The 24,204-nt window shown below is 40.0% G+C and carries 26 protein-coding genes; all 26 read left to right on the top strand.

All coding sequences use genetic code 11. From position 1 onward, the window contains the following. Nucleotides 1–385 precede the first annotated feature (385 nt). The 26 genes from RCJ93_RS09530 to atpA all read left to right on the top strand — a co-directional run bounded on the left by RCJ93_RS09530 (nt 386) and on the right by atpA (nt 24,164). A complete protein-coding gene (locus RCJ93_RS09530) occupies nt 386–742 on the top strand; it encodes a response regulator (protein ID WP_084246988.1) in 357 nt (118 codons plus the stop codon). A gap of 107 nt (nt 743–849) precedes the next feature. After that, entirely contained in the window at nt 850–1,704 is an 855-nt protein-coding gene (locus RCJ93_RS09525) for a class II fructose-bisphosphate aldolase (RefSeq protein ID WP_066791722.1), read from the top strand. Between the two features lie 88 nt (nt 1,705–1,792). Beyond that, entirely contained in the window at nt 1,793–2,440 is a 648-nt protein-coding gene (gene fsa / locus RCJ93_RS09520) for a fructose-6-phosphate aldolase (protein ID WP_150283452.1), read from the top strand. 14 nt (nt 2,441–2,454) lie between these two features. After that, the gene (locus RCJ93_RS09515; RefSeq protein ID WP_150283453.1) at nt 2,455–3,747 is read left to right on the top strand and encodes a UDP-N-acetylglucosamine 1-carboxyvinyltransferase; all 1,293 of its coding nucleotides are present in this window, start codon (nt 2,455–2,457) and stop codon (nt 3,745–3,747) included. 93 nt (nt 3,748–3,840) lie between these two features. Next, nucleotides 3,841–4,809 (top strand): class II fructose-bisphosphatase, encoded by a 969-nt coding sequence (gene glpX / locus RCJ93_RS09510; RefSeq protein WP_066791728.1) that lies wholly within the window; start codon nt 3,841–3,843, stop codon nt 4,807–4,809. Between the two features lie 358 nt (nt 4,810–5,167). Further along, entirely contained in the window at nt 5,168–6,451 is a 1,284-nt protein-coding gene (rho, locus tag RCJ93_RS09505) for a transcription termination factor Rho (RefSeq protein ID WP_066791729.1), read from the top strand. Nucleotides 6,452–6,614: 163 nt separating this feature from the next. Continuing rightward, the gene (rpmE, locus tag RCJ93_RS09500; protein WP_066791730.1) at nt 6,615–6,815 is read left to right on the top strand and encodes a 50S ribosomal protein L31; all 201 of its coding nucleotides are present in this window, start codon (nt 6,615–6,617) and stop codon (nt 6,813–6,815) included. Nucleotides 6,816–7,119: 304 nt separating this feature from the next. After that, nucleotides 7,120–7,713, top strand: coding sequence for a thymidine kinase (locus RCJ93_RS09495; protein WP_150283454.1), 594 nt, complete (start codon nt 7,120–7,122; stop codon nt 7,711–7,713). Nucleotides 7,714–8,184: 471 nt separating this feature from the next. Continuing rightward, nucleotides 8,185–9,264 (top strand): peptide chain release factor 1, encoded by a 1,080-nt coding sequence (prfA, locus tag RCJ93_RS09490; protein ID WP_147195427.1) that lies wholly within the window; start codon nt 8,185–8,187, stop codon nt 9,262–9,264. Continuing rightward, on the top strand, nt 9,248–10,114 hold the full coding sequence (gene prmC / locus RCJ93_RS09485; protein ID WP_150283455.1) for a peptide chain release factor N(5)-glutamine methyltransferase: 867 nt from the start codon (nt 9,248–9,250) through the stop codon (nt 10,112–10,114). The genes prfA and prmC overlap by 17 nt, the downstream gene beginning before the upstream one ends. 45 nt (nt 10,115–10,159) lie before the next feature. Then, nucleotides 10,160–10,768 carry a stage II sporulation protein R gene (locus RCJ93_RS09480; protein WP_446738907.1) on the top strand — a complete coding sequence of 203 codons (609 nt, stop codon included), beginning with the start codon at nt 10,160–10,162 and terminating at the stop codon, nt 10,766–10,768. Between the two features lie 108 nt (nt 10,769–10,876). Continuing rightward, nucleotides 10,877–11,923, top strand: coding sequence for an L-threonylcarbamoyladenylate synthase (locus RCJ93_RS09475; RefSeq protein WP_446738906.1), 1,047 nt, complete (start codon nt 10,877–10,879; stop codon nt 11,921–11,923). A 379-nt stretch (nt 11,924–12,302) separates the two neighbouring features. Next, nucleotides 12,303–12,800 (top strand): manganese efflux pump, encoded by a 498-nt coding sequence (locus RCJ93_RS09470; protein WP_150283458.1) that lies wholly within the window; start codon nt 12,303–12,305, stop codon nt 12,798–12,800. 55 nt (nt 12,801–12,855) lie between these two features. Next, a complete protein-coding gene (locus tag RCJ93_RS09465) occupies nt 12,856–13,293 on the top strand; it encodes a low molecular weight protein arginine phosphatase (RefSeq protein WP_066791737.1) in 438 nt (145 codons plus the stop codon). Nucleotides 13,294–13,296: 3 nt separating this feature from the next. Further along, on the top strand, nt 13,297–14,589 hold the full coding sequence (locus RCJ93_RS09460) for a methyl-accepting chemotaxis protein (protein WP_150283459.1): 1,293 nt from the start codon (nt 13,297–13,299) through the stop codon (nt 14,587–14,589). 256 nt (nt 14,590–14,845) lie between these two features. Continuing rightward, nucleotides 14,846–15,289, top strand: a complete 444-nt coding sequence (rpiB, locus tag RCJ93_RS09455) for a ribose 5-phosphate isomerase B (RefSeq protein WP_446738905.1) — start codon at nt 14,846–14,848, stop codon at nt 15,287–15,289. Between the two features lie 23 nt (nt 15,290–15,312). Continuing rightward, entirely contained in the window at nt 15,313–15,855 is a 543-nt protein-coding gene (locus RCJ93_RS09450; protein ID WP_150283461.1) for a TIGR01440 family protein, read from the top strand. A gap of 28 nt (nt 15,856–15,883) precedes the next feature. After that, nucleotides 15,884–17,146, top strand: coding sequence for a serine hydroxymethyltransferase (glyA, locus tag RCJ93_RS09445; protein WP_150283462.1), 1,263 nt, complete (start codon nt 15,884–15,886; stop codon nt 17,144–17,146). Between the two features lie 419 nt (nt 17,147–17,565). After that, nucleotides 17,566–18,195 (top strand): uracil phosphoribosyltransferase, encoded by a 630-nt coding sequence (upp, locus tag RCJ93_RS09440; protein WP_066791742.1) that lies wholly within the window; start codon nt 17,566–17,568, stop codon nt 18,193–18,195. A 23-nt stretch (nt 18,196–18,218) separates the two neighbouring features. Beyond that, nucleotides 18,219–19,337 carry a non-hydrolyzing UDP-N-acetylglucosamine 2-epimerase gene (gene wecB / locus RCJ93_RS09435; protein ID WP_150283463.1) on the top strand — a complete coding sequence of 373 codons (1,119 nt, stop codon included), beginning with the start codon at nt 18,219–18,221 and terminating at the stop codon, nt 19,335–19,337. 653 nt (nt 19,338–19,990) lie between these two features. After that, on the top strand, nt 19,991–20,362 hold the full coding sequence (locus tag RCJ93_RS09430; protein ID WP_066791744.1) for an ATP synthase subunit I: 372 nt from the start codon (nt 19,991–19,993) through the stop codon (nt 20,360–20,362). Nucleotides 20,363–20,390: 28 nt separating this feature from the next. Beyond that, the gene (atpB, locus tag RCJ93_RS09425; RefSeq protein WP_150283464.1) at nt 20,391–21,104 is read left to right on the top strand and encodes a F0F1 ATP synthase subunit A; all 714 of its coding nucleotides are present in this window, start codon (nt 20,391–20,393) and stop codon (nt 21,102–21,104) included. 77 nt (nt 21,105–21,181) lie between these two features. Next, nucleotides 21,182–21,394, top strand: a complete 213-nt coding sequence (gene atpE / locus RCJ93_RS09420; RefSeq protein ID WP_066791746.1) for a F0F1 ATP synthase subunit C — start codon at nt 21,182–21,184, stop codon at nt 21,392–21,394. Between the two features lie 163 nt (nt 21,395–21,557). Next, on the top strand, nt 21,558–22,082 hold the full coding sequence (atpF, locus tag RCJ93_RS09415) for a F0F1 ATP synthase subunit B (RefSeq protein ID WP_147195405.1): 525 nt from the start codon (nt 21,558–21,560) through the stop codon (nt 22,080–22,082). Beyond that, entirely contained in the window at nt 22,079–22,615 is a 537-nt protein-coding gene (locus tag RCJ93_RS09410) for a F0F1 ATP synthase subunit delta (RefSeq protein ID WP_150283465.1), read from the top strand. Before atpF ends, RCJ93_RS09410 begins: the two co-directional genes overlap by 4 nt. Before the next feature lie 28 nt (nt 22,616–22,643). Further along, the gene (gene atpA / locus RCJ93_RS09405) at nt 22,644–24,164 is read left to right on the top strand and encodes a F0F1 ATP synthase subunit alpha (RefSeq protein WP_066791749.1); all 1,521 of its coding nucleotides are present in this window, start codon (nt 22,644–22,646) and stop codon (nt 24,162–24,164) included. The last annotated feature ends 40 nt before the right edge of the window (nt 24,165–24,204 follow it).

Here is a 24,204-nt window from a genome sequence, read left to right as displayed (position 1 = left end):
CAATAAAGTGCAGAAAAGTAAAAGAAACAGAAATGGTTAAAAGATTTTAATTGTAATTAATCAAAATCATCAATATATCAACCATCGAAGGAGAGGTGAATTCTGCTATAAGGACAGGCAAAAACGACAGATAGGATATAAAAACTGCACGCTAGACTAGCATGAAAACACACATATATTAAGCTGTAGTTAATTGTTAATGGTATGGGGACTTATTCGCTATAGTAGGTTTTATTTCTGTATAGATTGGGATTGGTCGTTGTAAAGAAAAGGCGATTCTGAAAGTACTTACAGGATAAATATACTGGCGGTTAAGAGTTTATGAAGCAGGGTATGTCTAGCATAGATAAATATATTTGCCTGTATTTTTGTAGCAGAAAGGTATATGAAAAAAATATTGATTGTCGACGACCAGCAAGGCATCAGAATGCTTCTCAGCGAGGTTTTTAAAAATGAGGGGTTTGAAACACTTCTTGCATCCAATGGAGCAGAAGCGGTACAAATATTTGAAAATAACATGCTAGACTGCGTGTTATTAGATATGAAAATTCCAGGTATGCACGGTCTGGAAATATTAAAAAAGATAAAAGAAGCTTATGCAGATTTGCCTGTGATTATGATGACAGGAGACAGCGACAAAGAAGTGATGAATGAAGCTGAAAATTGCGGAGCAGATTACTTTTTCGCAAAACCATTTAATATTTTAGAAGTAAGAGATACTGTGATAAAAATAGTTGTGTAATAAGTATTGTCGGTAGTCAATGCTTATTCTTTTTGTTATGATAAGAAGGGAAATACTCAATATAACATAACACCATGTTACATTACATCCTAAAGGAGGATTTACTAATGGCTTTGGTTTCAATGAAAGAAATGTTAATTACAGCAAAAGAAAATAGCTATGCTGTAGGTCAATTCAATATTAATAATCTTGAATGGACACAAGCAATTCTACAAGCGGCAGAAGAAGAAAAATCACCAGTTATTTTAGGCGTATCTGAAGGTGCGGGGAAATATATGGGTGGATTTATCGCCGTTGTTCAAATGGTTAAAGGCCTAATGGAAAGCTATAACACAACTGTGCCAGTGGCAATTCATTTAGATCATGGTTCAAGTTTTGAAAAATGTAAAGAGGCGATTGATGCAGGCTTTACATCTGTCATGATTGATGCATCTCACCATCCATTTGAAGAAAACATTGAAATCACTTCAAAAGTAGTTGAGTATGCGCATGCACACGGTGTTTCTGTAGAAGCAGAACTTGGTACAGTAGGCGGCGACGAAGATGGCGTAATCGGCGGCATTAACTATGCTGACCCAGAGGAATGCCGCAAGATGGTAGAAGCGACAGCAATAGACTGTTTAGCACCTGCATTGGGCTCTGTTCACGGTCCGTACAAAGGCGAGCCAAACTTGGGCTTTAAAGAAATGGAAGAAATCTCAAAACTGGCAGATCTTCCACTTGTACTTCACGGAGGAACAGGTATCCCAACAAAAGACATTCAACGTTCTATTTCTTTGGGTACTGCAAAAATTAACGTGAATACTGAAAACCAAATTGCTGCTACAAAAGCGATTCGCGAATTTTTGGACAAGGATAAAGAACAATATGATCCACGTAAATTCTTAGGTCCTGCTCGCGAGGCAATTAAAGCCACTGTTATCGGAAAAATGCGCGAGTTCGGTAGCTCTCAAAAAGCATAAGCATATAGTTTAAATAGAGAGGAATGGGAGAAGGAACCGGTTTGAATCCGGGACTTCTCCATTTTTCCATCATTAGGAGGAAATAGAAGTGAAATTTTTTATTGATACAGCCAATTTTGATGAAATTAAGGAAGCACACGCATGGGGGATTCTTTCAGGTGTAACAACTAACCCTTCACTAGTAGCAAAAGAGAAAAACATCTCATTCCATGATCGTTTGAAGGAGATTGCAGATTTAGTAGATGGATCTATTAGTGGGGAAGTTATTGCCTTAGATGCAGAGGGCATGATCAAAGAAGGTCATGAATTAGCTCAAATCGCGCCGAATATTACGGTTAAATTGCCATTCACGCCTGCAGGTTTGACTGCGTGTGCTGCGCTAACGGCAGAAGGAATTAAAACGAATGTGACGTTAATCTTTAATGCAAACCAAGCTTTAATGGCTGCACGTGCTGGTGCTACGTATGTATCTCCGTTCTTAGGCCGTTTAGATGATATTGGTCAAGATGGTACCGAACTAGTAAGAGAAATTGCAGAGATTTTTGCTATCCACGAGATACCAACACAAATTATCGCTGCTTCTATTCGTCACCCACGACACATTACAGAAGCTGCTCTAGCAGGTGCACACATCGCCACTACACCATATAAAGTGTTGAAACAATTATTCCATCATCCTTTGACAGATAAAGGGATCGAAGGCTTCATGAAAGACTGGGCAAACAAAGATAAATAATTAAGGAGAATGAGATGGACGTGTATAAAATTGCGGGTGAAAAACCTCTAAAGGGCACGATTAAAGTCAGCGGCGCAAAAAATAGTGCAGTAGCCTTAATCCCTGCTTCCATTTTGGCCAATTCTCCAGTAACAATCGAAGGATTGCCAGAAATTTTAGATGTTTGGACGCTAAAGACTTTGCTTGAGGAAATTGGCGGAAATGTAGAATTTGATGATGGTCGTATGGTTATAGATCCACGTTCTATGGTGGATATGCCGATGCCTAATGGCAATGTCAAAAAATTGCGCGCATCGTATTACCTAATGGGAGCTATGCTAGGCCGCTTCAAAAAAGCAGTTATCGGCTTGCCTGGCGGATGCCATCTTGGCCCTCGTCCTATTGACCAGCATATTAAAGGTTTTGAAGCCTTGGGTGCGCAAGTGACTAATGAACATGGAGCTATCTATTTGCGTGCAGAAGAATTGCGTGGAGCAAAAATTTACTTAGATGTCAGCAGTGTCGGTGCAACGATTAATATTATGCTGGCAGCAGTGCTTGCAACAGGCAAAACGATTATTGAGAATGCAGCAAAAGAGCCAGAAATTATTGATGTTGCCACATTGCTCACAAATATGGGCGCCAAAATCAAAGGGGCCGGGACTAACGTAATTCGAATTGAAGGCGTCGAAGAATTGCATGGCACGAACCATACTATTATTCCTGACCGCATTGAAGCGGGTACCTATATGATTATGGCGGCTGCTATTGGAGATGGCGTGACTATCGATAATGTTATTCCACTCCATTTAGAAGCAGTCACGGCAAAACTACGTGAAATGGGCGTAGAAGTCATGGAAGAAGAAGAACGAATTTTTATTCCTAAGCCTAAAAGCTTAAAACCTGTGGATATTAAAACGCTTGTATATCCAGGGTTCCCGACTGACTTGCAACAACCATTCACTGTGCTATTAACACAAGCAAACGGTTCCTCTATCGTTACAGATACCATTTATTCCGCTCGCTTTAAGCATATAGATGAAATTAGCAGAATGGGTGCAGTTGCCAAAGTAGAAGGGCGTTCGGCCATTTTAACAGGTCCTACGAAGCTAGAAGCTGCTACAGTTACTGCAACAGATTTGAGAGCGGGAGCAGCACTTATTATCGCGGGCTTGTTAGCAAAAGGAAATACCGAAGTCCATGATATTTTCCATATTGAGCGCGGTTATAGCGATATTATTGCTAAGCTACAGGATTTAGGAGCAGATATCCAACGAGAGTCAATCGAAACAGAATCTGCAAACCAAGCGGCAAAGCGTTTTAACTAAAAATAATCAGGCACAACAAAAACTGTGTGCTATAATAGATTTAGTGTGAAAACGAATCAGTCATCAAGATGGAAATGGGAGGAACAGTAAAAAATGAAACGCAGTTTATCTATGGAAGTAGTTCGTGTGACAGAAGCAGCAGCAATCGCATCAGCAAGATGGATGGGCCGTGGCTTAAAGATGGAAGCAGATGATGCGGCAACAACAGCTATGCGCCAAGTATTTGATTCCATTCCAATGGACGCGGTAGTAGTGATTGGCGAAGGTGAGATGGACGAAGCGCCTATGCTATACATCGGAGAGAAACTCGGTTCAGATCCAGCTGGTCCTCAAGTGGATATTGCAGTCGATCCGCTAGAAGGCACAAACATTGTTGCACAAGGAAGTGGGAATGCACTCACAGTTCTTGCGATTGCCGACCGAGGCAACTTGCTTCATGCGCCGGATATGTATATGGATAAAATCGCAGTTGGACCAGAAGCTGCAGGTAAGATTGATATCGATGCACCTGTAATCGATAATCTTAAAGCGGTAGCAAAAGCGAAAAATAAGAACATCGAGGACGTAGTGGCAACACTATTAAATCGTGATCGTCACCAACCAATCGTTGACCAAATCCGTGCTGCAGGTGCTCGTATCAAATTCATCACGGATGGCGATGTAGCAGCAGCAATCAACACAGCATTTGACGAAACAGGCGTAGATATTCTGTTCGGCACAGGTGGAGCTCCAGAAGGCGTTATTGCAGCAGTTGCACTAAAATGCCTAGGCGGGGAGCTTCAAGGAAAGCTTATTCCATCTAACGAAGAAGAAGTAGAACGCTGCCGCAAAATGGGTATCGCCGTTAACACTGTGTTAAAGATGGAAGATTTGGTTAAAGGCGATGATGCTATTTTCGCAGCAACTGGCGTAACAGATGGCGAACTTTTGAAAGGCGTCCAATTCAAAGGTGGGCACTGTACGACAGAGTCGGTTGTAATGCGTGCAAAATCTGGAACTGTTCGTTTTGTTGAAGGTAGACATAGTTTAACAAAAAAACCAAAACTATTTATGCAAGATTAAACTTCTATTTTACTTGGCCCGGCATTTGCCGGGTCTCTTCTCGCTAAAATTCCATTCCCAATGACAAAGTAGTGAAGCTTCACTCAGGTGCTTTCTTTACAATGAGTGTTAGTTCGGTTCCACTGGTTCTGCATCAACTCGAAATGTCTTGATGCAGAACCTGTGAACTCGATTGGTTTAATTAAGCCTATGACGGATTGGCAAGTTTCGCTGCCCCAATCGGTCTTTTACTGGCAGTTATGGCCCACCTGAATTCTCATTTACACCAAAGTGAAGGTGGGGCTGCCCGTTCGTGCGGGATAACTCTCATCCTCATTTCGTGATTTTTACAATATTAAACAAGAGTGGTGTATTGCCTATGACGACAATGACAATTTCTCAACTTGAAGATATGAAATTAAAAGATCTCTATGCGCTTGCTAGAGAATATAAAATTTCGTATTATGGCAAGTTGACAAAAAAAGAGCTGATTTTTGCAATTTTAAAATCCCGTGCCGAAAGTGAAGGTTATTTCTTTATGGAAGGTGTGCTTGAAATCATCCAACAAGAAGGATTTGGTTTCTTGCGCCCTATCAACTATTCACCAAGCTCTGAGGATATCTATATATCTGCATCCCAAATTCGACGTTTTAGCTTAAGAAATGGCGATAAGGTAACGGGGAAAGTTCGTCCGCCGAAAGAAAATGAACGCTACTACGGACTTTTACATGTTGAAGCTGTCAATGGCGAGGATCCAGAAGTGGCCAAAGAACGTGTATTTTTCCCTGCGCTTACGCCGTTGTATCCTGATAGACACATCAAATTGGAAACAACACCGTCAAAACTATCTACTCGTATTATGGATTTAGTGGCTCCAGTCGGTTTTGGTCAAAGGGGATTAATCGTCGCTCCACCAAAAGCGGGTAAGACATTGCTGATGAAAGAAATCGCAAATGCCATTACGGAGAAGTACCCTGAGTCAGAATTAATTGTGCTATTGATAGATGAACGACCAGAAGAAGTAACAGATATTGAACGTTCAGTAAATGCGGATGTAGTAAGTTCTACATTCGATGAACTGCCAGAAAATCATGTGAAAGTCGCAGAGCTTGTTCTTGAACGTGCTATGCGTCTTGTTGAACATAAACGTGATGTGATTATTTTAATGGATTCTATCACAAGGCTTGCTCGCGCCTATAACCTTGTTATCCCACCAAGTGGTCGTACGTTATCAGGCGGTATTGACCCTGCGGCTTTCCACCGACCAAAACGTTTCTTCGGTGCAGCTCGGAACATTGAAGAAGGCGGTAGTTTGACTATTCTGGCTACAGCTTTAATCGATACCGGCTCGCGTATGGATGAAGTCATTTACGAAGAATTTAAAGGTACAGGGAATTTAGAGCTACATCTAGATCGCAGCCTTGCTGAACGACGTATCTTCCCAGCTATTGATATCCGCCGCTCCGGCACGCGGAAAGAAGAACTTCTTATTCCAAAAGAACAGTTGGATAAGCTGTGGGCAATTCGAAAAACCTTCTCGGACTCTCCAGATTTTGCGGAGCGTTTCTTGAAAAAATTGCGTAATACAAAGACAAATGAAGAGTTCTTTGATACGCTAAATACCGATATGAAAGCTGCACGTAATGGCAAAGGACTAATTTAAATTCCTCGAATTAATTTGTTGCATCTTCTGTCGGGACTTGCTATACTATGGTTATTGCATTTCATACGTGTTGCATATACGGCAAACAAAAACTGGGTCGTGTAAGGCAACAGTTCGATAATACTCTGTTCCAGATGGTTCAGGGCGAGAGGAGATATTACACATGAAACAAGGAATTCATCCAGAATACAAAGAAGCTACTGTATCATGCTCTTGCGGTAATTCTTTCAAAACAGGTTCAGTAAAAGAAAACATCAACGTTGAGTTTTGCAGCGAATGTCACCCATTCTATACTGGCCGTCAAAAATTCGCGTCTGCTGATGGACGTGTGGATCGTTTCAACAAAAAATACGGTCTTAAATAAATCACTGAAAACTTCTAATACCTGCCTTGCGCCTATTGCGCGGCAGGTATTTTTCTTGCGGCATAGGCTATTTTCGTGTAGTATTAAGCACGTTGTTTAATGAAAGTCACACTACAATTTGGTGAGGGCTTTTTTAATTCCTCTCTAATTTTGGTAGGCTTTTCTCTCACTAAAGAGAGTTTTTATCTGTTAAAACGAGAAAAAATAATCATACATATCACAAAATAGAGCGAAAAAAAAGAGCAGAAAAATGTCCTCTTTTTCGATATGATGATGGATATATGTTTTGAAAGGGGTCTACTTCATGTATGTAATGACTCAAAATGGCTGGATTGAAGTAATCTGCGGTAGTATGTTCTCTGGGAAATCAGAAGAGCTGATTCGCCGTGTACGAAGAGCGCAATTTGCAAAACAAAAGATTGTTGTGTTTAAACCTAAAATAGATAATCGCTATAGCGAAGAAGCTGTTGTAAGCCATAATGGCACAACGGTTATCGCTTATCCTATTTCACAATCTACAGACATGTGGGGCTATCTCTCAGATGATGTAGATGTGGTAGCAATTGATGAAGCTCAGTTTTTTGGAGAGGATATTATTGCTACTGTTCAACAACTAGCGAATCATGGATATCGAGTTATTTTAGCTGGGCTTGACCAAGACTTTAAAGGGGTTCCTTTTGGGCCAATGCCACATCTAATGGCGATTGCGGAGCAGGTAACAAAGCTTCAAGCAGTTTGCAGTGTTTGTGGATCACCTGCAAGCCGTACACAGCGGTTAATTAATGGACAACCTGCTAAGGCGGATGATCCAGTTATCTTAGTGGGCGCTGCGGAGGCATATGAGCCTCGCTGTAGACACCACCATGTTGTACCGGCGAGTCAAACACAAGTAAAGTGAAATGCTGTTAAAACTTGATCCGTTCAATCGATAAAGAGATGACAGAAAATGCCCGTCAACGGGTTACGAAGAGTGGCTGCTGGCTGCTCTTTTTTCATTTTCGCTAGAGGGATTATGCTGTAGAAATACAGCACTTCAGTCTTTAGTTTTGTGAAATTTAATGCCACTCAGTATTAAGCCCATTTGCGGGATTAAAATAAATCATGAAATTTTCAAAAAAGTAGCATGCCTTGCTGTTTTTCTTTATACTAATAAATGGAGCACATAAAACAGAATCCTTTTTAGCAGCGTCGATAGGACCCTGCTTTCCTTCATAAAGTGATGGCCAATCATGGGATTTTGTTCAATCTCCGCTGATTGGTACGTAACACTAAAACGGACGCTTTGTGGACAGTTCGCTGAAACGGACTAACCATTGATCCGTAAGGACAATAAACTTACTACAGATACAGAAAGGTATTGGTGAAATATATGTTTGATCGCTTACAAGCTGTAGAAGATCGCTATGAAAAATTAAACGAACTTCTAAGTGACCCGGATGTTGTATCCGATTCGAAAAAGCTAGCGAAATATTCAAAAGAACAATCGGATATTCAGGAAACAGTAGAAGTTTACCGTGAATATAAATCTGCAAAAGAGCAACTGGCTGAAGCACGCGAAATGCTAGAAGATAAATTAGATGCAGAAATGAAAGAAATGGTAAAAGAAGAAGTAAATGAGCTTGAAAGTAATATTGCTGATTATGAAGAACGCCTACGCATCTTATTAATCCCGAAAGATCCGAATGACAGCAAAAACGTTATTGTGGAAATCCGTGGAGCAGCAGGCGGAGACGAAGCAGCATTATTTGCTAATTCACTTTTCCGCATGTACAGCAAATATGCAGAAACGCAAGGCTGGAAAATTGATATCATGAACGCTAACCCAACTGAGCTTGGTGGTTATAAAGAGATTGTCTTTATGATCAACGGACAAGGCGCTTACTCAAAATTCAAATTTGAAAGCGGAGCACACCGTGTACAACGCGTTCCTGAAACAGAATCCCAAGGACGTGTTCATACATCCACTTCAACTGTAGTCGTAATGCCAGAAGCAGAAGAAGTAGAATTAGATCTACAAGATAAAGATATTCGTGTGGATATCTACCATGCATCTGGTGCAGGTGGACAGCACGTCAACAAAACGGCATCTGCTGTTCGTATGACACATATTCCTACAGGGATTGTTGTAGCAATGCAAGATGAACGTTCTCAATTGAAAAACAGAGAGAAAGCAATGAAAGTATTGCGTGCACGCGTCTATGACAAATTGCAGCAAGATGCTCAAAGCGAGTATGATGCAGAACGTAAATCAGCTGTAGGTACAGGTGACCGCTCTGAACGTATCCGTACGTACAATTATCCACAAAACCGTGTGACCGATCACCGCATTGGCTTAACCATCCAAAAACTCGACCAAATTATTGATGGGAAATTAGATGAGTTGATTGATGCTTTGATTTTGGAAGAACAAGCGAAGAAGTTGGATGCGCTAAATGACGCAGCCCTTTAAATACATTTATGAGGCCCTGAATGGGGCTTCTTCTTTTTTGCGGGAACATGGTCGAGAAGAAATTGCTGCAAGACTTCTATTGCAGCATGCATTAAATAAGTCACATACTGAATTATTAATCAGTATGAGGGAGCCTTTAACAGCAGAGCAAAACCAATCGTACTGGCAAATGGTTGAGTCACATGCGAAAGGGACGCCAATCCAATATATCACGGGTTCAGAAGAATTTTACGGACGAACCTTTACAGTCGATCCATCTGTCCTCATACCGAGACCGGAGACAGAGGAATTGGTGGAAGAAGCATTAAAAAGAGCTCATCGAATATTTGAAGACGGGGCAGAGATAAAGCTTGCAGATATTGGGACAGGAAGCGGGGCAATCGCTGTCACGATGAAAAAAGAAATGCCCGTACTAGAGGTGACAGCAACTGATATTTCGTCGCAAGCATTGCAGGTTGCAAAGAATAATGCCAAACGATTGAGTGCAGATGTATGTTTTGTGCAAGGCGATTTAACAGAACCAATCGCACAGCATAAGTGGCAAATTGTTTTATCAAACCCGCCCTATATTGCTTACCAAGAGGCGGAGGATATGTCTGAGGTCGTGCTGGATCATGAACCGCACACCGCACTCTTTGCAGAAGAAAATGGTTTAGCCCTATATAGAAAACTAGCAGAAACATTGCCAAGTATTATGGCAAAACCTAGTTTCATAGGATTGGAAATTGGTTATAAACAAGGTCCAGCTGTCGTCCAATTATTCAAAGATAGCTTTCCTGATGCCAAGGTTGAGCTATTAAAAGATATTAATTCAAACGATCGAATGGTTTTTTGTGAAATTGATGTATAAATAGTAATCTCTTTGCCCATGATAGTTTCATGGAGGGGATACAATATGCTAGAAGATTACTATACAATCAAACAACCTGAAATCGTGTCTTATGAATCTATTAAACAACCAAAAAAACAATCACAAGTGGCGACACTTTTATTATTTATAACATCTTTATTACTTATCCAATTACTGCTTCTTATTTTTCAAAGTGTTGCTACACAACAATATAGCGCGGATTTGGCACAGCCGAGATTCCGCCTTATTGCTAATAGCAACTCGCAAGCAGACCAACTTTATAAAAAGCAGATCTTAGAAAATATAAAACCGATTATAGAAAAAGAGATGGCCAATAGCTCAGGCTCCGTGAACTTATCCACAATTGAAAGTGAAATCAAAAGAACGCTGGCACCAAAGATTGAGTCGGGCGAAATCAATGTCCAAACAACGAATGCTTTATTTCCGCCAAAACGTAATGATTACAAAATGTATGCACAGGATGTCTATAAGGCAGTTGTTGTCACCATCGGCGCAGGGAAAGGCGACAATTGGTGGTGTGGTTTATTTCCAAAGGTTTGCTATAAAGATAAAGAAGTAAAAGAAGAGAAAAAAGAAAAAGAAGAGGAAAAACCAAAGTTTTTCATCGTTGAATGGTTCAAAAAAATATTTTAGGATGAGAGTTAATCACAAAATTGTGCAAACTTGTCCACATTTCAGAGAATGTTATCAACAAATTGTGTATAACTTTCTGAAAAATAAGGTTTATAGGGAGGTAATCGAATGGAAACGCAACGGCTTGTTGTGGATAACAATGTGGAATCTGAAAAAAGTTATACACAAGCTGTGAATTTGTTAGCTGAAGGCGAGATTGTAGCGTTGCCAACAGAGACAGTCTATGGACTTGGAGCTGTCGCTACAAATGAAGCAGCAGTCAAAAAAATATACAGTGCTAAAGGAAGGCCATCTGATAATCCGCTAATTGTTCACATCGGCACGAAGGAAGAGCTTAGTAAATATGTGGATACCATTTCCGAAAAAGCGGTGAAGTGTATGGATGCATTTTGGCCAGGACCATTAACCATGATTTTTAAAGCAAAGCCAAATGTCTTTGCGAAAAGCGTAACAGCAGGCCTAGATACTGTCGGTATTCGGATGCCGAGTCACCCAGTAGCGTTAAAATTATTGCAAGCTTTAGGTATGCCGGTAGCAGCACCAAGCGCAAATCGAAGCGGCAAACCAAGCCCAACGGAAGCTATTCATGTGGAACAAGACTTAGCCGGAAAAATTCCTTTAATCTTAGATGGTGGGGCGACAGGTGTCGGTGTTGAATCAACTGTCCTTGATCTAACAAAGGAAATACCGGTAATCTTGCGTCCGGGTGCGATTACGAAAGAGATGCTAGAAGAAGTGATAGGGCCAGTTGACCAGCCTACGCATATAGAGCAGGAACAAGGCGCCCCGAAAGCACCGGGAATGAAATATACCCATTATGCTCCGAATGCACCCGTATACTTAATTGAAAGAAACAAACAGATTGTCCAAGAGGCGATTCAATATTTGCAAGCGAAGGATTATAAGGTAGCATTGATTGCACCGCCATCCTTCAAAGAGTTATCACCTGATTGGTTCTTTTCAATAGGCAACACACAGGATGAAATGGCGTCACATCTTTTTCATGCCCTGCGCGCTTGTGATTCCACAGATGCACAGATAGTGCTAGCTACTGCTACTTCAACAGAAGGTGTAGGCGCAGCGATTATGAATCGCTTGGAAAAATCAGCAGGTGGCAAATGGTATTCAGATTTTTCGAACGCACTGAAAGATTAAGTAAGAATTAATTATAATCATTTGAAACTAAAAATGAATTGTAGTGGAAAAAACAGAGACTCCTGCGGGATAGCGATACGGACGGGATCTCACAGCGCAGAGATGAGGCTATACACTCGCCCGCGAAAAGCGTAGTTGGTTTCACTACTTTTAAACCAAATGATTAATGATAACTAAGTTTTTTTCGTAGAGAGTTTTCCTCGTGCCTTGAGGTTTTACTGCTCGTTAAATCAGTAAAATAAAAAATGCTTCTTATTATATAGGAAGCATTTTTATTTTGAAAAATTAGTACCCCTTTTTCTCCCATCCTCAATCTGGAATGAAGAAGAACTTCGTTTCATAGGATATAAAAGATTGTGGTAGAGAAGGGAGTGCTGTTTTGGCAGAAACACTTGCGGCTATATTTACAGCAATAGATGTGTTGACAATTTATTTGCTATTGCCAAATGTAAAATATCGCTTTTGGTTATCTCTATGGACAGGTGCCCTTCACATGTTGTTTCCTTTAATCGGTTTCCATGTAGGTGAATGGCTTGCATCCTATATATCGAGCCTAGCCCAAAATATTTCGGGTATATTATTAAGTTTAATTGGTGTACAACTATTACTAGCAGCTAAAGATCAAAGGCCAGCAACGATTCCGGTCGTCATACTGGCAATTACAACGAGTCTTGATACCTTTTCAGTGAGCATATCTTTTGGTATGCTTCAATTAAGGGAGACACTGCTTATATGCAGTATGGGGATTTTTGCCTTCCTATTTTCCTTTATCGCTTTAACTTTAAATAAGAAAATTCCAGTAGCTTTAGGTATATATCTTCAGATGATTGCAGGTGCTGCATTACTTTTGATGGGTATTTTTTCATTAAATTTATAAAAAATTTGAACATTTCGTCAGCGTTATACTATATAATGAAGGGTAAGAGTGCACGATGAGAATTTACTTTATTTGTACAGGAAATACTTGTAGAAGCCCTATGGCAGCAGCTATTTTAAAATCAAGAAACTTACCGGGAGTAGAAGTTAAATCAGCGGGGATCTATGCAATATCGGGACAGCCGATGTCTGCAAATGCACAGGCTGCTTTACAAAAGCATCACATAGACCATGATCATATTTCGCAGCCGGTAAATATTGAGGAACTACAAAGTTCACATTTGATTTTGACCATGACATGCGGGCATAAAGAAGCATTATTACAAGTATATCCTCAAATGGCGGATAAGACCTTCACACTAAAAGAATATGTTTTAGATAGAGATGAAGATGTCATCGATCCATTTGGTGGAGACCTGGATACGTATTTAACAACATTTGAAGAACTGAACAACTTAATTGACGTACTTGAAAAGAAACTACTGGAGGAATAACCCATGGCAAAAAAAAGTGTGCAGCATTCTTTTGGGCTAAAAAAGAAACTCATTTTATTCGTCACCATTCTAGCAATTGTCACCTACAGCATTAGTTTTATCTTTATTGAATATGTGCAACCGCAATTTTTCCCGAATGTTAAACAATCGGTGTTTCAACTCATTACATATGTTTTAGGTATTATTTGGTCTGGTATTTTGGCTGGCATTTTTAGCTCCCTATTAGTGAAACCATTGCAAAAGCTAGAGAATGTTGCAATAGAAGCAGCTGAGGGGAAAATTGGCAAAGATATTGATATGCCAAGAAGTTCAGATGAGATCCGTTCGCTGTCAGAGGCATTCCAAACAATGCTTGTGAGTCTTCGTCAAATGGTAACAAGCATAAACCAAAACTTCCAAACTACCAATGCAACTGTTTTAGACTTATCGGAAGAAACAGAGCGTGCTACAAGACAGACAGAATCAATCGCAGAAACGATTTCACAAATTTCTGAAGGAGCAACAGGTTCTGCCATTGCTATTCAAGAGACAGCGGAAGCCTTAGAAGATGTTCGTTTATTAGCTGAAGAGGTAAATCAACGTGCCTTGACTTCATCCAATCAATCTACTCAAATGATGGGGGAATTAAAGCATACGACTGATGCTATCAATGATTTGGTAGAAGGTATCCAAAAAATTGCTTCAGGGAATTCTTTGGCGTTACAGGATATCCATCAATTAGAGCAAAATGCTTTGAAGGTAGAGCAAATTATTCAGCTTGTCGGTGATATTGCAGAACAAACGAATTTGTTGGCTCTGAATGCTTCTATTGAAGCGGCAAGAGCTGGAGAGCATGGCAAAGGCTTTGCTGTTGTAGCTGAAGAGGTTCGTAAGTTGGCGGATGAAAGTGCCGAAGCGGTCAAAGGGATTACTCAGCTTATCCAAACCATCCAACTGGATGTACAAACTGTCGTTGGTAAGATGACCGAGCAAGTGAGCATTGCAGAAGGTGAAGTCGCTCGAATTTCAGAAACCACATCTGCAGTAGATGGCATGTCAACGAGAGTTGGCGATATGGCTGCTTCAATAGTAGAAATCTCTGAATTCGTTAGCAAGCAATTAAACAACATCGAAAAAACGGCTCATCAATCACAAGAAGTAGCAGCCATTGCTGAGCAAACGTCAGCAGGGGCAGTTGAAGTCCAAAGTGCTACGGACGAGCAAGTACGCTCTATTGAACAAATCGACCAACTGTCACATATGCTAAAAAAACAATCAGAAGATCTATATCAAATGATCCAACAATTCGAACGATAATCTGTACGCGGGGAAATAAACTTTCTCCGCCTTTTTTTATGTCTAAAATAAACATGGATCCTAAACGTATCACCCCCCTCTAAATTGAGTGAAAAATATGTCTTTATACTAAAATAAATGGTAAACTAAAAGTGAAACTTCCTTCAGCTAGTAACGGCTGAAGATTAGATAAACCGTTTTAATTTTAACGAGCATAGTAATGAATATATTCTCGTACATACGAGATGAATAGCATAATGAAAAGAGGGGACTTCTTTTGAAAATCGCAATATCATCAGATCACGGCGGTAACAATTTACGCAAAGAGATCGTTAATCTATTAGAAGAATTAGAGATGGACTACGAGGATTTTGGCCCAAAAGATGAAGGTTCGGTGGATTATCCGGACTATGCTTTACCAGTTGCAGAAGGAGTTGCAAGCGGCAAATTTGACCGAGGCATCCTCATTTGCGGTACTGGCATTGGCATGTCGATTACAGCTAATAAAGTAAAAGGTATTCGCTGTGCGCTTGTACATGACGTGTTCAGTGCTAAAGCAACTCGTTGTCATAATGATTCCAATGTTTTGGCTATGGGTGAAAGAGTGATTGGCCCTGGGCTTGCACGCGAAATCGCGAAAACATGGTTATTGACTGATTTCGAAGGTGGACGTCATGAACGCCGTATTGAAAAAATCTCTACAGTAGAAGCAAAAAACTAAACAACAGATGAGAGGCTTAAGCGATGAACTTACAACAAATCGAAGATCAGCTACAAACGCTGTTAGCCGAATTTGAACAACAAGTCCATTTTCGTGAAGGTCAACTGTTGGTTATAGGTTGTTCAACATCGGAAATTAAAGGGCAAAAAATCGGTACAGCTGGAGGCTTAGAGATTGCGGAAGCACTTTATAAGCCATTACGCGCATTTTCCGAAAAACATGGTCTTTATTTAGCATTCCAAGGATGCGAACATATCAATCGTGCCATCACCATCGAAAGGGAAGCGGCAGAAAAATACGGGCTTGAGCCTGTATCAGTTGTTCCTGCTCAAAAGGCTGGCGGATCCATGTCAGCCTATGCATATCGCCAGATGAAAGATCCGGTTGTGGTGGAAGAAGTTCTTGCACATGCAGGTATTGACATGGGCCAAACATTAATTGGCATGCATTTGAAAAGAGTAGCAGTTCCACTTCGTACTTCCATTACACATATTGGAGATGCGGTAGTGACAGTTGCAACGACTCGCCCTAAATTAATTGGCGGCGAGCGTGCTATATATAATTAAATTTTCATAAAACAGGGGGAAAAGGGTTATGGGAAATCTTGCAGCACAAGAAAAATCAAAGATTGCATCACAAGACAAAGCAGTATTTGAAGCGATGGAAAAAGAATTCGCGCGTCAACAATCAAATATCGAATTGATTGCATCTGAAAATATTGTTTCAGAAGCTGTCTTAGAGGCACAAGGCTCAGTTCTAACAAATAAATATGCAGAAGGCTATCCTGGCAAACGCTATTATGGCGGTTGTGAATATGTCGATGTTGTTGAAAATATTGCACGCGATCGTTTAAAAGAAATTTTCGGTGCGGAATATGCCAATGTACAACCACACTCAGGTGCACAAGCAAATATGGCTGTATACTTCACAATCTTGGAGCAAGGAGATACAGTTTTAGGGATGAATTTATCTCACGGTGGCCATTTAACGCATGGTAGCCCAGTAAACTTCTCAGGCATCCAATACAATTTCGTAGAATATGGTGTGACAGAAGATACACATGTGATTGATTATGAAGATGTTCGCCAAAAAGCACTAGAACATAAACCGAAATTAATCGTAGCGGGTGCATCAGCTTACCCACGTGAAATCGACTTTGCTAAATTCCGTGAAATTGCCGATGAAGTAGGCGCTTATTTCATGGTGGACATGGCTCATATTGCAGGTCTTGTTGCAGCTGGAGCACATCCAAATCCAGTGCCATATGCAGACTTTGTTACTTCTACAACACACAAAACATTGCGTGGACCACGCGGCGGTTTAATTCTTTGCAAAGAAGAATGGGGTAAAAAAATCGATAAATCCATCTTCCCTGGTATCCAAGGTGGCCCTCTAATGCATGTGATTGCAGCAAAAGCTGTAGCATTCGGTGAAGCGCAACAACCAGAATACAAAGAATACATCCAACAAGTTGTAAAAAATGCAAAAGTTTTCGGTGAAGCTCTTACAGCAGAAGGCATCAATATCGTTTCCGGTGGCACAGACAACCATCTATTGCTTTTAGATGTGCGTTCTTTAGGTCTTACTGGTAAGGTAGCTGAGAAATTATTGGATGATGTTCATATTACTGCCAATAAAAATACAATTCCATTCGATCCAGAAAGCCCATTTGTTACATCTGGCGTACGCGTAGGAACACCAGCAATTACTTCTCGCGGTTTCAAAGAAGAGGATATGAAAGAAGTTGCTTCTATTATTGCAGCGGTATTGAAAAATCCAGAAGACGAAGCTGTGAAAGAAGATGCCATTAAACGCGTAAAAGAACTAACAGACAAACACCCAATCTACTCTAAATAATCAGCCCGTAAATCCGGGACTCATACAAAAGCTGCTCTCACTATTAGTGAAAGCAGCTTTTTATTTGATCAATATTATTTATTCAAATAGTTTTTTAAAAATTTGTTTAGAATTTATGCATCCAAAAGTCATGTTGTAACGTCATAACATTAAGTGAGCCCCATTTTGTGGGCAATGAGAATATAAAGTTAATAAAAAATATAAACGAATTACATAAGAACCTGCTATTTCTGTTATAATAAGCAGGATAAACTGAAACTACCAACAGTGTAGAATTACATTTCTGCAGATTGGCAGTTGCGATCGGGCTTTCACACGCAGTAAGAATTCTCCTAAAAGCATTCTCTTCTGAGTTTATTTTAGGGTGATTAGTTGTGTGCAAAAGCAAGATAAATATATATAAGTAGGGAGAGAACACCTTGGGAAAAGTATACGTATTTGACCATCCATTAATTCAACATAAGCTAACATACATTCGTGATAAGAACACAGGTACAAAAGAGTTTCGTGAACTAGTAGATGAAGTGGCTACACTGATGGCTTTTGAAATTACACGTGATATGCCAACAGAAGATATCGAAATCGATACACCAGTTACTAAAACAACTACACAAGTTTTATCCGGTAAGAAAATGGCAATTGTACCTATACTTCGTGCAGGCTTAGGTATGGTAGATGGGATGTTAAAATTAATTCCAGCTGCAAAGGTTGCGCATATCGGTCTTTACCGCGATCCAGAAACACTAAAGCCTGTTGAATACTATGCAAAATTCCCAGCGGATATTGAAGAACGTGAATTTATTATTGTGGACCCAATGCTAGCAACAGGTGGATCTGCGATCGAAGCAATCGATTCACTAAAAAAACGTGGCGCTAAAAATATTAAATTTATGTGCTTGATCGCTGCTCCAGAAGGTGTAGAAGCTATTCATGAGCATCACCCGGAAATTGACATTTATATCGCGGCATTAGATGAAAAACTAAATGACCATGGTTATATTGTTCCAGGTCTTGGCGATGCTGGAGACCGTTTATTCGGCACAAAATAATGATTTCGCAAGGAGTGTTTTGATTGTCTAAAAAATGGAAAGTAATGACGGTATTTGGGACAAGACCAGAAGCAATAAAAATGGCGCCCCTTGTATTGGAATTGAAAAAGCATCCAGACAAGTTCGAAACGATTGTGACCGTAACTGCGCAGCATAGAGAAATGCTCGACCAAGTGCTGGAAACATTTCAAATCACCCCAGATTATGATTTGAACATTATGATAGAACGCCAAACCCTTGTTGATGTGACAACAAGGGGATTGGCAGGTTTAGATGCAGTTTTGAAGGAAGTAACTCCTGACATTATTCTTGTACATGGGGATACGACAACTACATTTATCGCAAGTCTTGCAGCCTTCTATAACCAGATTGCCATCGGACATGTCGAAGCGGGCCTTAGAACTGGCAATAAATATTCTCCGTTCCCGGAAGAAATGAATCGCCAGTTGACAGGGATTATGGCTGACATTCATTTTGCGCCAACTGAACAAGCAAAGCAAAATTTGTTGAGCGAAAATAAAAACGAACAAGCAATTGTTGTTACAGGCAATACGGCGATTGATGCGCTGCAAACAACCATTAAAGACAATTACACACATCCTATTTTAGAAAAAATCGGTAAAGATCGCATGATTCTGCTGACAGCCCATCGCAGAGAAAATCTTGGGGAACCGATGCGTCATATATTCAAAGCTGTTAAACGATTAATTGATGAATTTAATAATCTTCAAATTGTTTATCCGATTCATATGAACCCAGCTGTACGAGAAATTGCGAATGAAATACTTGGAGAAGAATCAAGAGTTCATTTGATTGAGCCTTTAGAAGTATTTGATTTCCATAACTTTGCTAAAAGATCTTATATGATTTTAACTGATTCTGGCGGCGTCCAGGAAGAAGCGCCGTCGCTTGGGAAGCCAGTCCTTGTCCTGCGTGATACAACAGAGCGTCCAGAGGGAATTCAAGCAGGGACATTGAAGCTAGCCGGAACAAATGAAGAAACTATTTATCGGTTAGCAAGTGAATTATTGACAAATGAAGAGGCATATAATGGCATGGCACATGCTGCTAATCCATACGGGGATGGACATGCTTCTGAAAGAATAGTTGAATTTTTATACGATTATTTAACAACAAAATAAAGTATTTTTTCTATTATCAAGAAAAAATGAAAATTGCTAGTTGATATTAACAAAAATTGGTTTATCAATTTGCTTTTGAATGAATGAATGATAATTTCCAGAACACCTTATAAACTTTTTAGAGTTTATAAGGTGTTTTTCTTATTTATATCATTTTTTTAATATATTATTATGGTTTCTTGTAAGAGTGTTTATAACTATGTTTCGAGGATGGAATTAAATCTACCATTCAACCAAAAATAGTAAAAGGATAATAATGCTTAAATATTTGTCTACTATTTGACAAATTAGGCATCTTGTGAAGATTTTCTCAATAACCAATTGACATGAAATATTCACTATTGTATGCTTACAAAGGGTAAGAATGATAAGGGTTTCATAGAAAAAACTCTTTGAAAATCTTTTGATACCAAGTTTCTACTAAATGTGCAGTGAAAATAGGTTTACTGCAGAATTTTAGCGGTTTTTGTACGTCTAGTCGATGTCAAAAGTAAAGCGGTTTCCTCTGGTCTATTTATCATATTTACTTTTTGTGAATAGTGATATTTTGTCTATTGAGTCGCTAGTAGTATTTTACTACTTAACTGGCATCTATTCGGTGGTCAGCTATTACTTCCATCATTCGAAAATAAGATTCAGGAGATTAAAGACCAATGCTTGAAATGCATCAGATTTTTGCACGGCAAAAGAAAATGTTATTTTTTTTGCTCGCATTTTGTGCGCTAGGCTGGGGCTTCACATCTTTTAAAACAGTATTCGCTGGTCTCATAGTAGGCGTGCTTTTTGGTCATTATAACTTTTGGATTCTAGTCCGAAGAATGGAAAAATTTGACCGTGCGTTGAGTGAAGAGAAAAGGGCTCCTGGTTTAGGTTCCGGCTTACGTTTTGCCTCTGGTTTCGCAGCGGCAGCAGTCGCACTTACGTGGCCCACATATTTTCACTTAGTAAGCGTTGTCATTGGGCTAATGATTCCGTACGTTCTGCTTTTAGTAGACAGGATCGTATTTCATGTAAAAAACCAATAAGCACAGTTGAAAGTGAGGTGAATACAAAGTGGAACACAACAATCCGCATTTTGAATTATGGGGATTAGATTTTAACCCGGCAAACTTATTAGTTTTGCTTGTCACAGCTTTAATTGTTTTTCTAATCGCTTTCATTTCTACAAGAAGCCTAAAGTTAAAGCCGACAGGCATGCAAAACTTTATGGAATGGGTTATGGATTTTGTGAAAAATATTATCAACAGTAATATGGACTGGAAAACTGGCGGAAGGTTCCATGTATTGGGCATCACGCTGATTATGTTCATTTTTGTTGCTAACATGTTAGGTCTTCCATTCTCAGTGAAAGTCAATGGATACTTATGGTGGAAATCACCAACAGCAGATCCTACTATTACAATGACTCTAGCAGTAATGATCCTCGTATTATCAAACTACTACGGCGTGAAAATGCGCGGTATGAGTAATTATATCGGGACATTCACAAAACCAATGTTATTCTTATTCCCTTTGAAAATTATTGAAGAGTTTGCGAATACGTTAACGTTGGGTCTACGGCTCTATGGTAACATCTATGCAGGTGAAATTCTACTAGGATTGCTTGCAGGACTGGCTACTATGTGGTCAGGTTGGGGCTTTGCAGCAGCAGCCATCCCAACATTAGTATGGCAAGGATTCTCCGTGTTTATCGGTTCAATCCAAGCATTTATTTTCGTTATGTTAACAATGGTTTATATGTCTCACAAAGTGAGCGAAGACCATTAAGTATAAATTTGTCTGGCATTTGCTAGGCAGCTGACAACCACAAAAATACAAACAATTTCCAAGGAGGAAAATTAACAATGGGTTTATTAGCAGCAGCAATCGCAGTTGGTTTAGGTGCACTTGGCGCAGGTATCGGTAACGGTTTAATCGTTTCAAGAACAGTAGAAGGAATCGCTCGTCAACCAGAAGCTCGTGGCGTTCTTCAAACAACAATGTTCATCGGGGTAGCATTAGTCGAAGCCCTTCCAATCATCGCGGTAGTTATCGCATTTATCGTAATGAACAAATAATCGTCTTTAACTGTTTTATCAAATGGCGAAGAAAATTCCATTTATTGAATCCTTCGCCATTCCTTTATGTCTTAAGGGAAAATGACTCAAGAATGTGTATCTTATACAAAGATTCAATCATAAATGATATGAACTCTAGGCTCTTGAAGGGAGTGAAACAATCGTGTTTTTAGACTATCTATTACTAGGTGAAGCAGCTCATCCAGGCGTAAACTGGGGAGATATTCTTGCAACATTAGTAGTCTTTATCGTCCTAATGCTTCTTCTGAAAAAGTTTGCATGGGGTCCTTTGATGGGCATTATGCAACAACGTGAAGAGCAAGTTGCGGGTGATTTAGAGGCAGCTGAAAAAAGCCGCCAAGAAACGAAACAATTACTGGAAGAACAACGTAGCCTTCTTAAAGAAGCGCGTGTAGAAGCACAAGCGATTGTTGAAAATGCGAAGAAACAAGCAGATCTTCAAAAAGAAGAGATTGTTTCAGCAGCTCGCAATGAAGCTGTGCGTTTACAAGAATCTGCTAAACGTGATATCGAAACAGAAAAAGAAAAAGCCATTGCCGCATTGCGCGAAGAAGTGGTTTCGCTTTCTGTTCTTGCAGCTTCAAAAGTGCTTAATAAAGAAGTATCCGAAGAAGATAATCGTTCACTAATCGAAGAAACGATTGCGAAGGCAGGGGAAAATCGATGAGCCAATCGACTGCTAGCACTCGATATGCAAAAGCCTTATTTCAATTAGCTGTGGAACATAAATTGCTGAAAGAAGTAACAGAAGACTTACGTGAAGTGAAGATTGCCTTCAAAGAGAACGGCGAGCTTTTCCAATTGCTAGATTCACCACGTATTGGCGATGAGAAGAAGAAAGCAATCCTTTCTGAACTTTTTGCTTCTGTACAGCCAATTATTGTGAATGCGCTTAAATTGTTAGTTGATAAAAAACGCATTCATGAAGTGGTCAATGTAATTGATGCATTTATTGAACAAGCGAATGCTGCACAAGGCATTGCAGATGCGATTGTCTTCTCGACTCGTCCGCTTACAGAACAAGAAAAGAAACGCATTTCTGCCACATTCGCAGGATTGGTAGGAAAAAGTGCGCTCCATATTACAAACGAAATCGAGCCAGGCTTAATTGGTGGCATTCGAGTTCAAATCGGAAACCAGATTTACGATAATTCTGTTTCAACAAAGCTTACAGGCTTACAACGTAAATTGATCGGTTAATCCAATAAACATTAAAGAGGTGACAAACGTGGGCATCAAAGCTGAAGAAATCAGTGGACTTATAAAAAAACAGATGGAAAATTACCAATCTGAAATGCAAGTTAGCGAAGTGGGTACTATCATCACTGTTGGTGACGGTATCGCTCGTGCTCACGGCCTAGACAACGTCATGGCTGGAGAATTATTAGAATTCTCAACAGGTGTTCTTGGTATGGCACAAAACTTAGAAGAAAATAATGTCGGTATTGTTATTCTAGGACCAGCTAAAGGCATCAAAGAAGGCGATGAAGTACGTCGTACAGGTCGTATTATGGAAGTGCCAGTTGGTGAAGAACTAATTGGCCGTGTAGTAAACGCATTAGGTTTACCAGTGGATGGACTAGGTCCAATTCATACAACAAAAACTCGTCCAATCGAAAGCCCTGCTTTCGGCGTAATGGCACGTAAATCAGTTGATGAACCACTACAAACTGGTATTAAAGCGATTGACGCTTTAGTTCCAATCGGTCGTGGCCAACGTGAGTTAATCATCGGTGACCGCCAAACAGGTAAAACATCTGTTGCGATCGATACGATCTTAAACCAAGCTGACCAAAACATGACTTGTATCTATGTGGCAATCGGCCAAAAAGAATCTACAGTACGTAGCGTTGTTGAAACATTGCGCAAAAACGGAGCTTTAGATTACACAATCGTTATCACTGCTTCTGCATCATCTCCAGCTCCACTTTTATACCTAGCTCCTTATGCTGGTGTATCAATGGGTGAAGAGTTAATGCTCCAAGGTAAAGACGTACTTATCGTTTATGATGATCTGTCTAAACAAGCAGCAGCTTATCGTGAACTTTCATTACTATTGCGCCGTCCTCCAGGTCGTGAAGCTTACCCTGGTGACGTATTCTACTTACACAGTCGTTTACTTGAACGTGCTGCGAAATTAAACGAATCTTACGGCGGCGGTTCAATCACTGCGCTTCCATTCGTTGAAACACAAGCAGGCGATATCGGTGCATACATTCCAACAAACGTAATTTCTATCACTGATGGACAAATCTTCTTACAATCAGACTTGTTCAACTCTGGTGTACGCCCAGCGATCAACGCAGGTCTTTCTGTATCTCGTGTTGGTGGTTCTGCTCAAATTAAAGCGATGAAAAAAGTTGCAGGTACGCTACGTCTTGACTTAGCGGCATACCGTGAGCTTGAATCATTCGCTCAATTCGGTTCAGACCTTGATGCGGCTACAAAAGCTAAACTTGAACGTGGTCAACGTACAGTAGAAGTACTGAAACAAGATCTAAATAAACCAATCAAAGTTGAAAAACAAGTAGTTATTCTTTACGCATTAACTAAAGGATTCTTAGATGATATCCCTGTGCAAGATATTGTTCGTTTTGAACAAGAACTATATGCATGGTTAGATGCGAATGACGAAAAAGGCGCCGGCGTTTTAAATCAAATTCGCACAACAAAAGGCCTGCCATCTGACGAAGATATGGCATCAACTCTTAATGCATTCAAGAAAACTTTCGCTCCTTCAGCTGAGTAAGATTTTTTGATGCGGATTGATAAAATAAAACGGTAAGGTG

The sequence above is a fragment of the Rummeliibacillus sp. BSL5 genome (genome assembly GCF_052928305.1).
Note: the sequence above shows the minus strand (reverse complement) of the source record. Positions and strands in the feature narration are given on the sequence as shown.

What these genes read in the sequence shown, in the direction of transcription:
- RCJ93_RS09525 (WP_066791722.1), top strand. Translation starts at nt 850, where the DNA reads ATGGCTTTGGTTTCAATGAAAGAAATGTTAATTACAGCAAAAGAAAAT.
- RCJ93_RS09530 (WP_084246988.1), top strand. Translation starts at nt 386, where the DNA reads ATGAAAAAAATATTGATTGTCGACGACCAGCAAGGCATCAGAATGCTT.
- glpX (WP_066791728.1), top strand. Translation starts at nt 3,841, where the DNA reads ATGAAACGCAGTTTATCTATGGAAGTAGTTCGTGTGACAGAAGCAGCA.
- RCJ93_RS09430 (WP_066791744.1), top strand. Translation starts at nt 19,991, where the DNA reads ATGCTTGAAATGCATCAGATTTTTGCACGGCAAAAGAAAATGTTATTT.
- RCJ93_RS09410 (WP_150283465.1), top strand. Translation starts at nt 22,079, where the DNA reads ATGAGCCAATCGACTGCTAGCACTCGATATGCAAAAGCCTTATTTCAA.
- prmC (WP_150283455.1), top strand. Translation starts at nt 9,248, where the DNA reads ATGACGCAGCCCTTTAAATACATTTATGAGGCCCTGAATGGGGCTTCT.
- rho (WP_066791729.1), top strand. Translation starts at nt 5,168, where the DNA reads ATGACGACAATGACAATTTCTCAACTTGAAGATATGAAATTAAAAGAT.
- RCJ93_RS09480 (WP_446738907.1), top strand. Translation starts at nt 10,160, where the DNA reads ATGCTAGAAGATTACTATACAATCAAACAACCTGAAATCGTGTCTTAT.
- prfA (WP_147195427.1), top strand. Translation starts at nt 8,185, where the DNA reads ATGTTTGATCGCTTACAAGCTGTAGAAGATCGCTATGAAAAATTAAAC.
- RCJ93_RS09450 (WP_150283461.1), top strand. Translation starts at nt 15,313, where the DNA reads ATGAACTTACAACAAATCGAAGATCAGCTACAAACGCTGTTAGCCGAA.
- RCJ93_RS09475 (WP_446738906.1), top strand. Translation starts at nt 10,877, where the DNA reads ATGGAAACGCAACGGCTTGTTGTGGATAACAATGTGGAATCTGAAAAA.
- atpE (WP_066791746.1), top strand. Translation starts at nt 21,182, where the DNA reads ATGGGTTTATTAGCAGCAGCAATCGCAGTTGGTTTAGGTGCACTTGGC.
- rpmE (WP_066791730.1), top strand. Translation starts at nt 6,615, where the DNA reads ATGAAACAAGGAATTCATCCAGAATACAAAGAAGCTACTGTATCATGC.
- glyA (WP_150283462.1), top strand. Translation starts at nt 15,884, where the DNA reads ATGGGAAATCTTGCAGCACAAGAAAAATCAAAGATTGCATCACAAGAC.
- RCJ93_RS09515 (WP_150283453.1), top strand. Translation starts at nt 2,455, where the DNA reads ATGGACGTGTATAAAATTGCGGGTGAAAAACCTCTAAAGGGCACGATT.
- RCJ93_RS09495 (WP_150283454.1), top strand. Translation starts at nt 7,120, where the DNA reads ATGTATGTAATGACTCAAAATGGCTGGATTGAAGTAATCTGCGGTAGT.
- RCJ93_RS09460 (WP_150283459.1), top strand. Translation starts at nt 13,297, where the DNA reads ATGGCAAAAAAAAGTGTGCAGCATTCTTTTGGGCTAAAAAAGAAACTC.
- RCJ93_RS09465 (WP_066791737.1), top strand. Translation starts at nt 12,856, where the DNA reads ATGAGAATTTACTTTATTTGTACAGGAAATACTTGTAGAAGCCCTATG.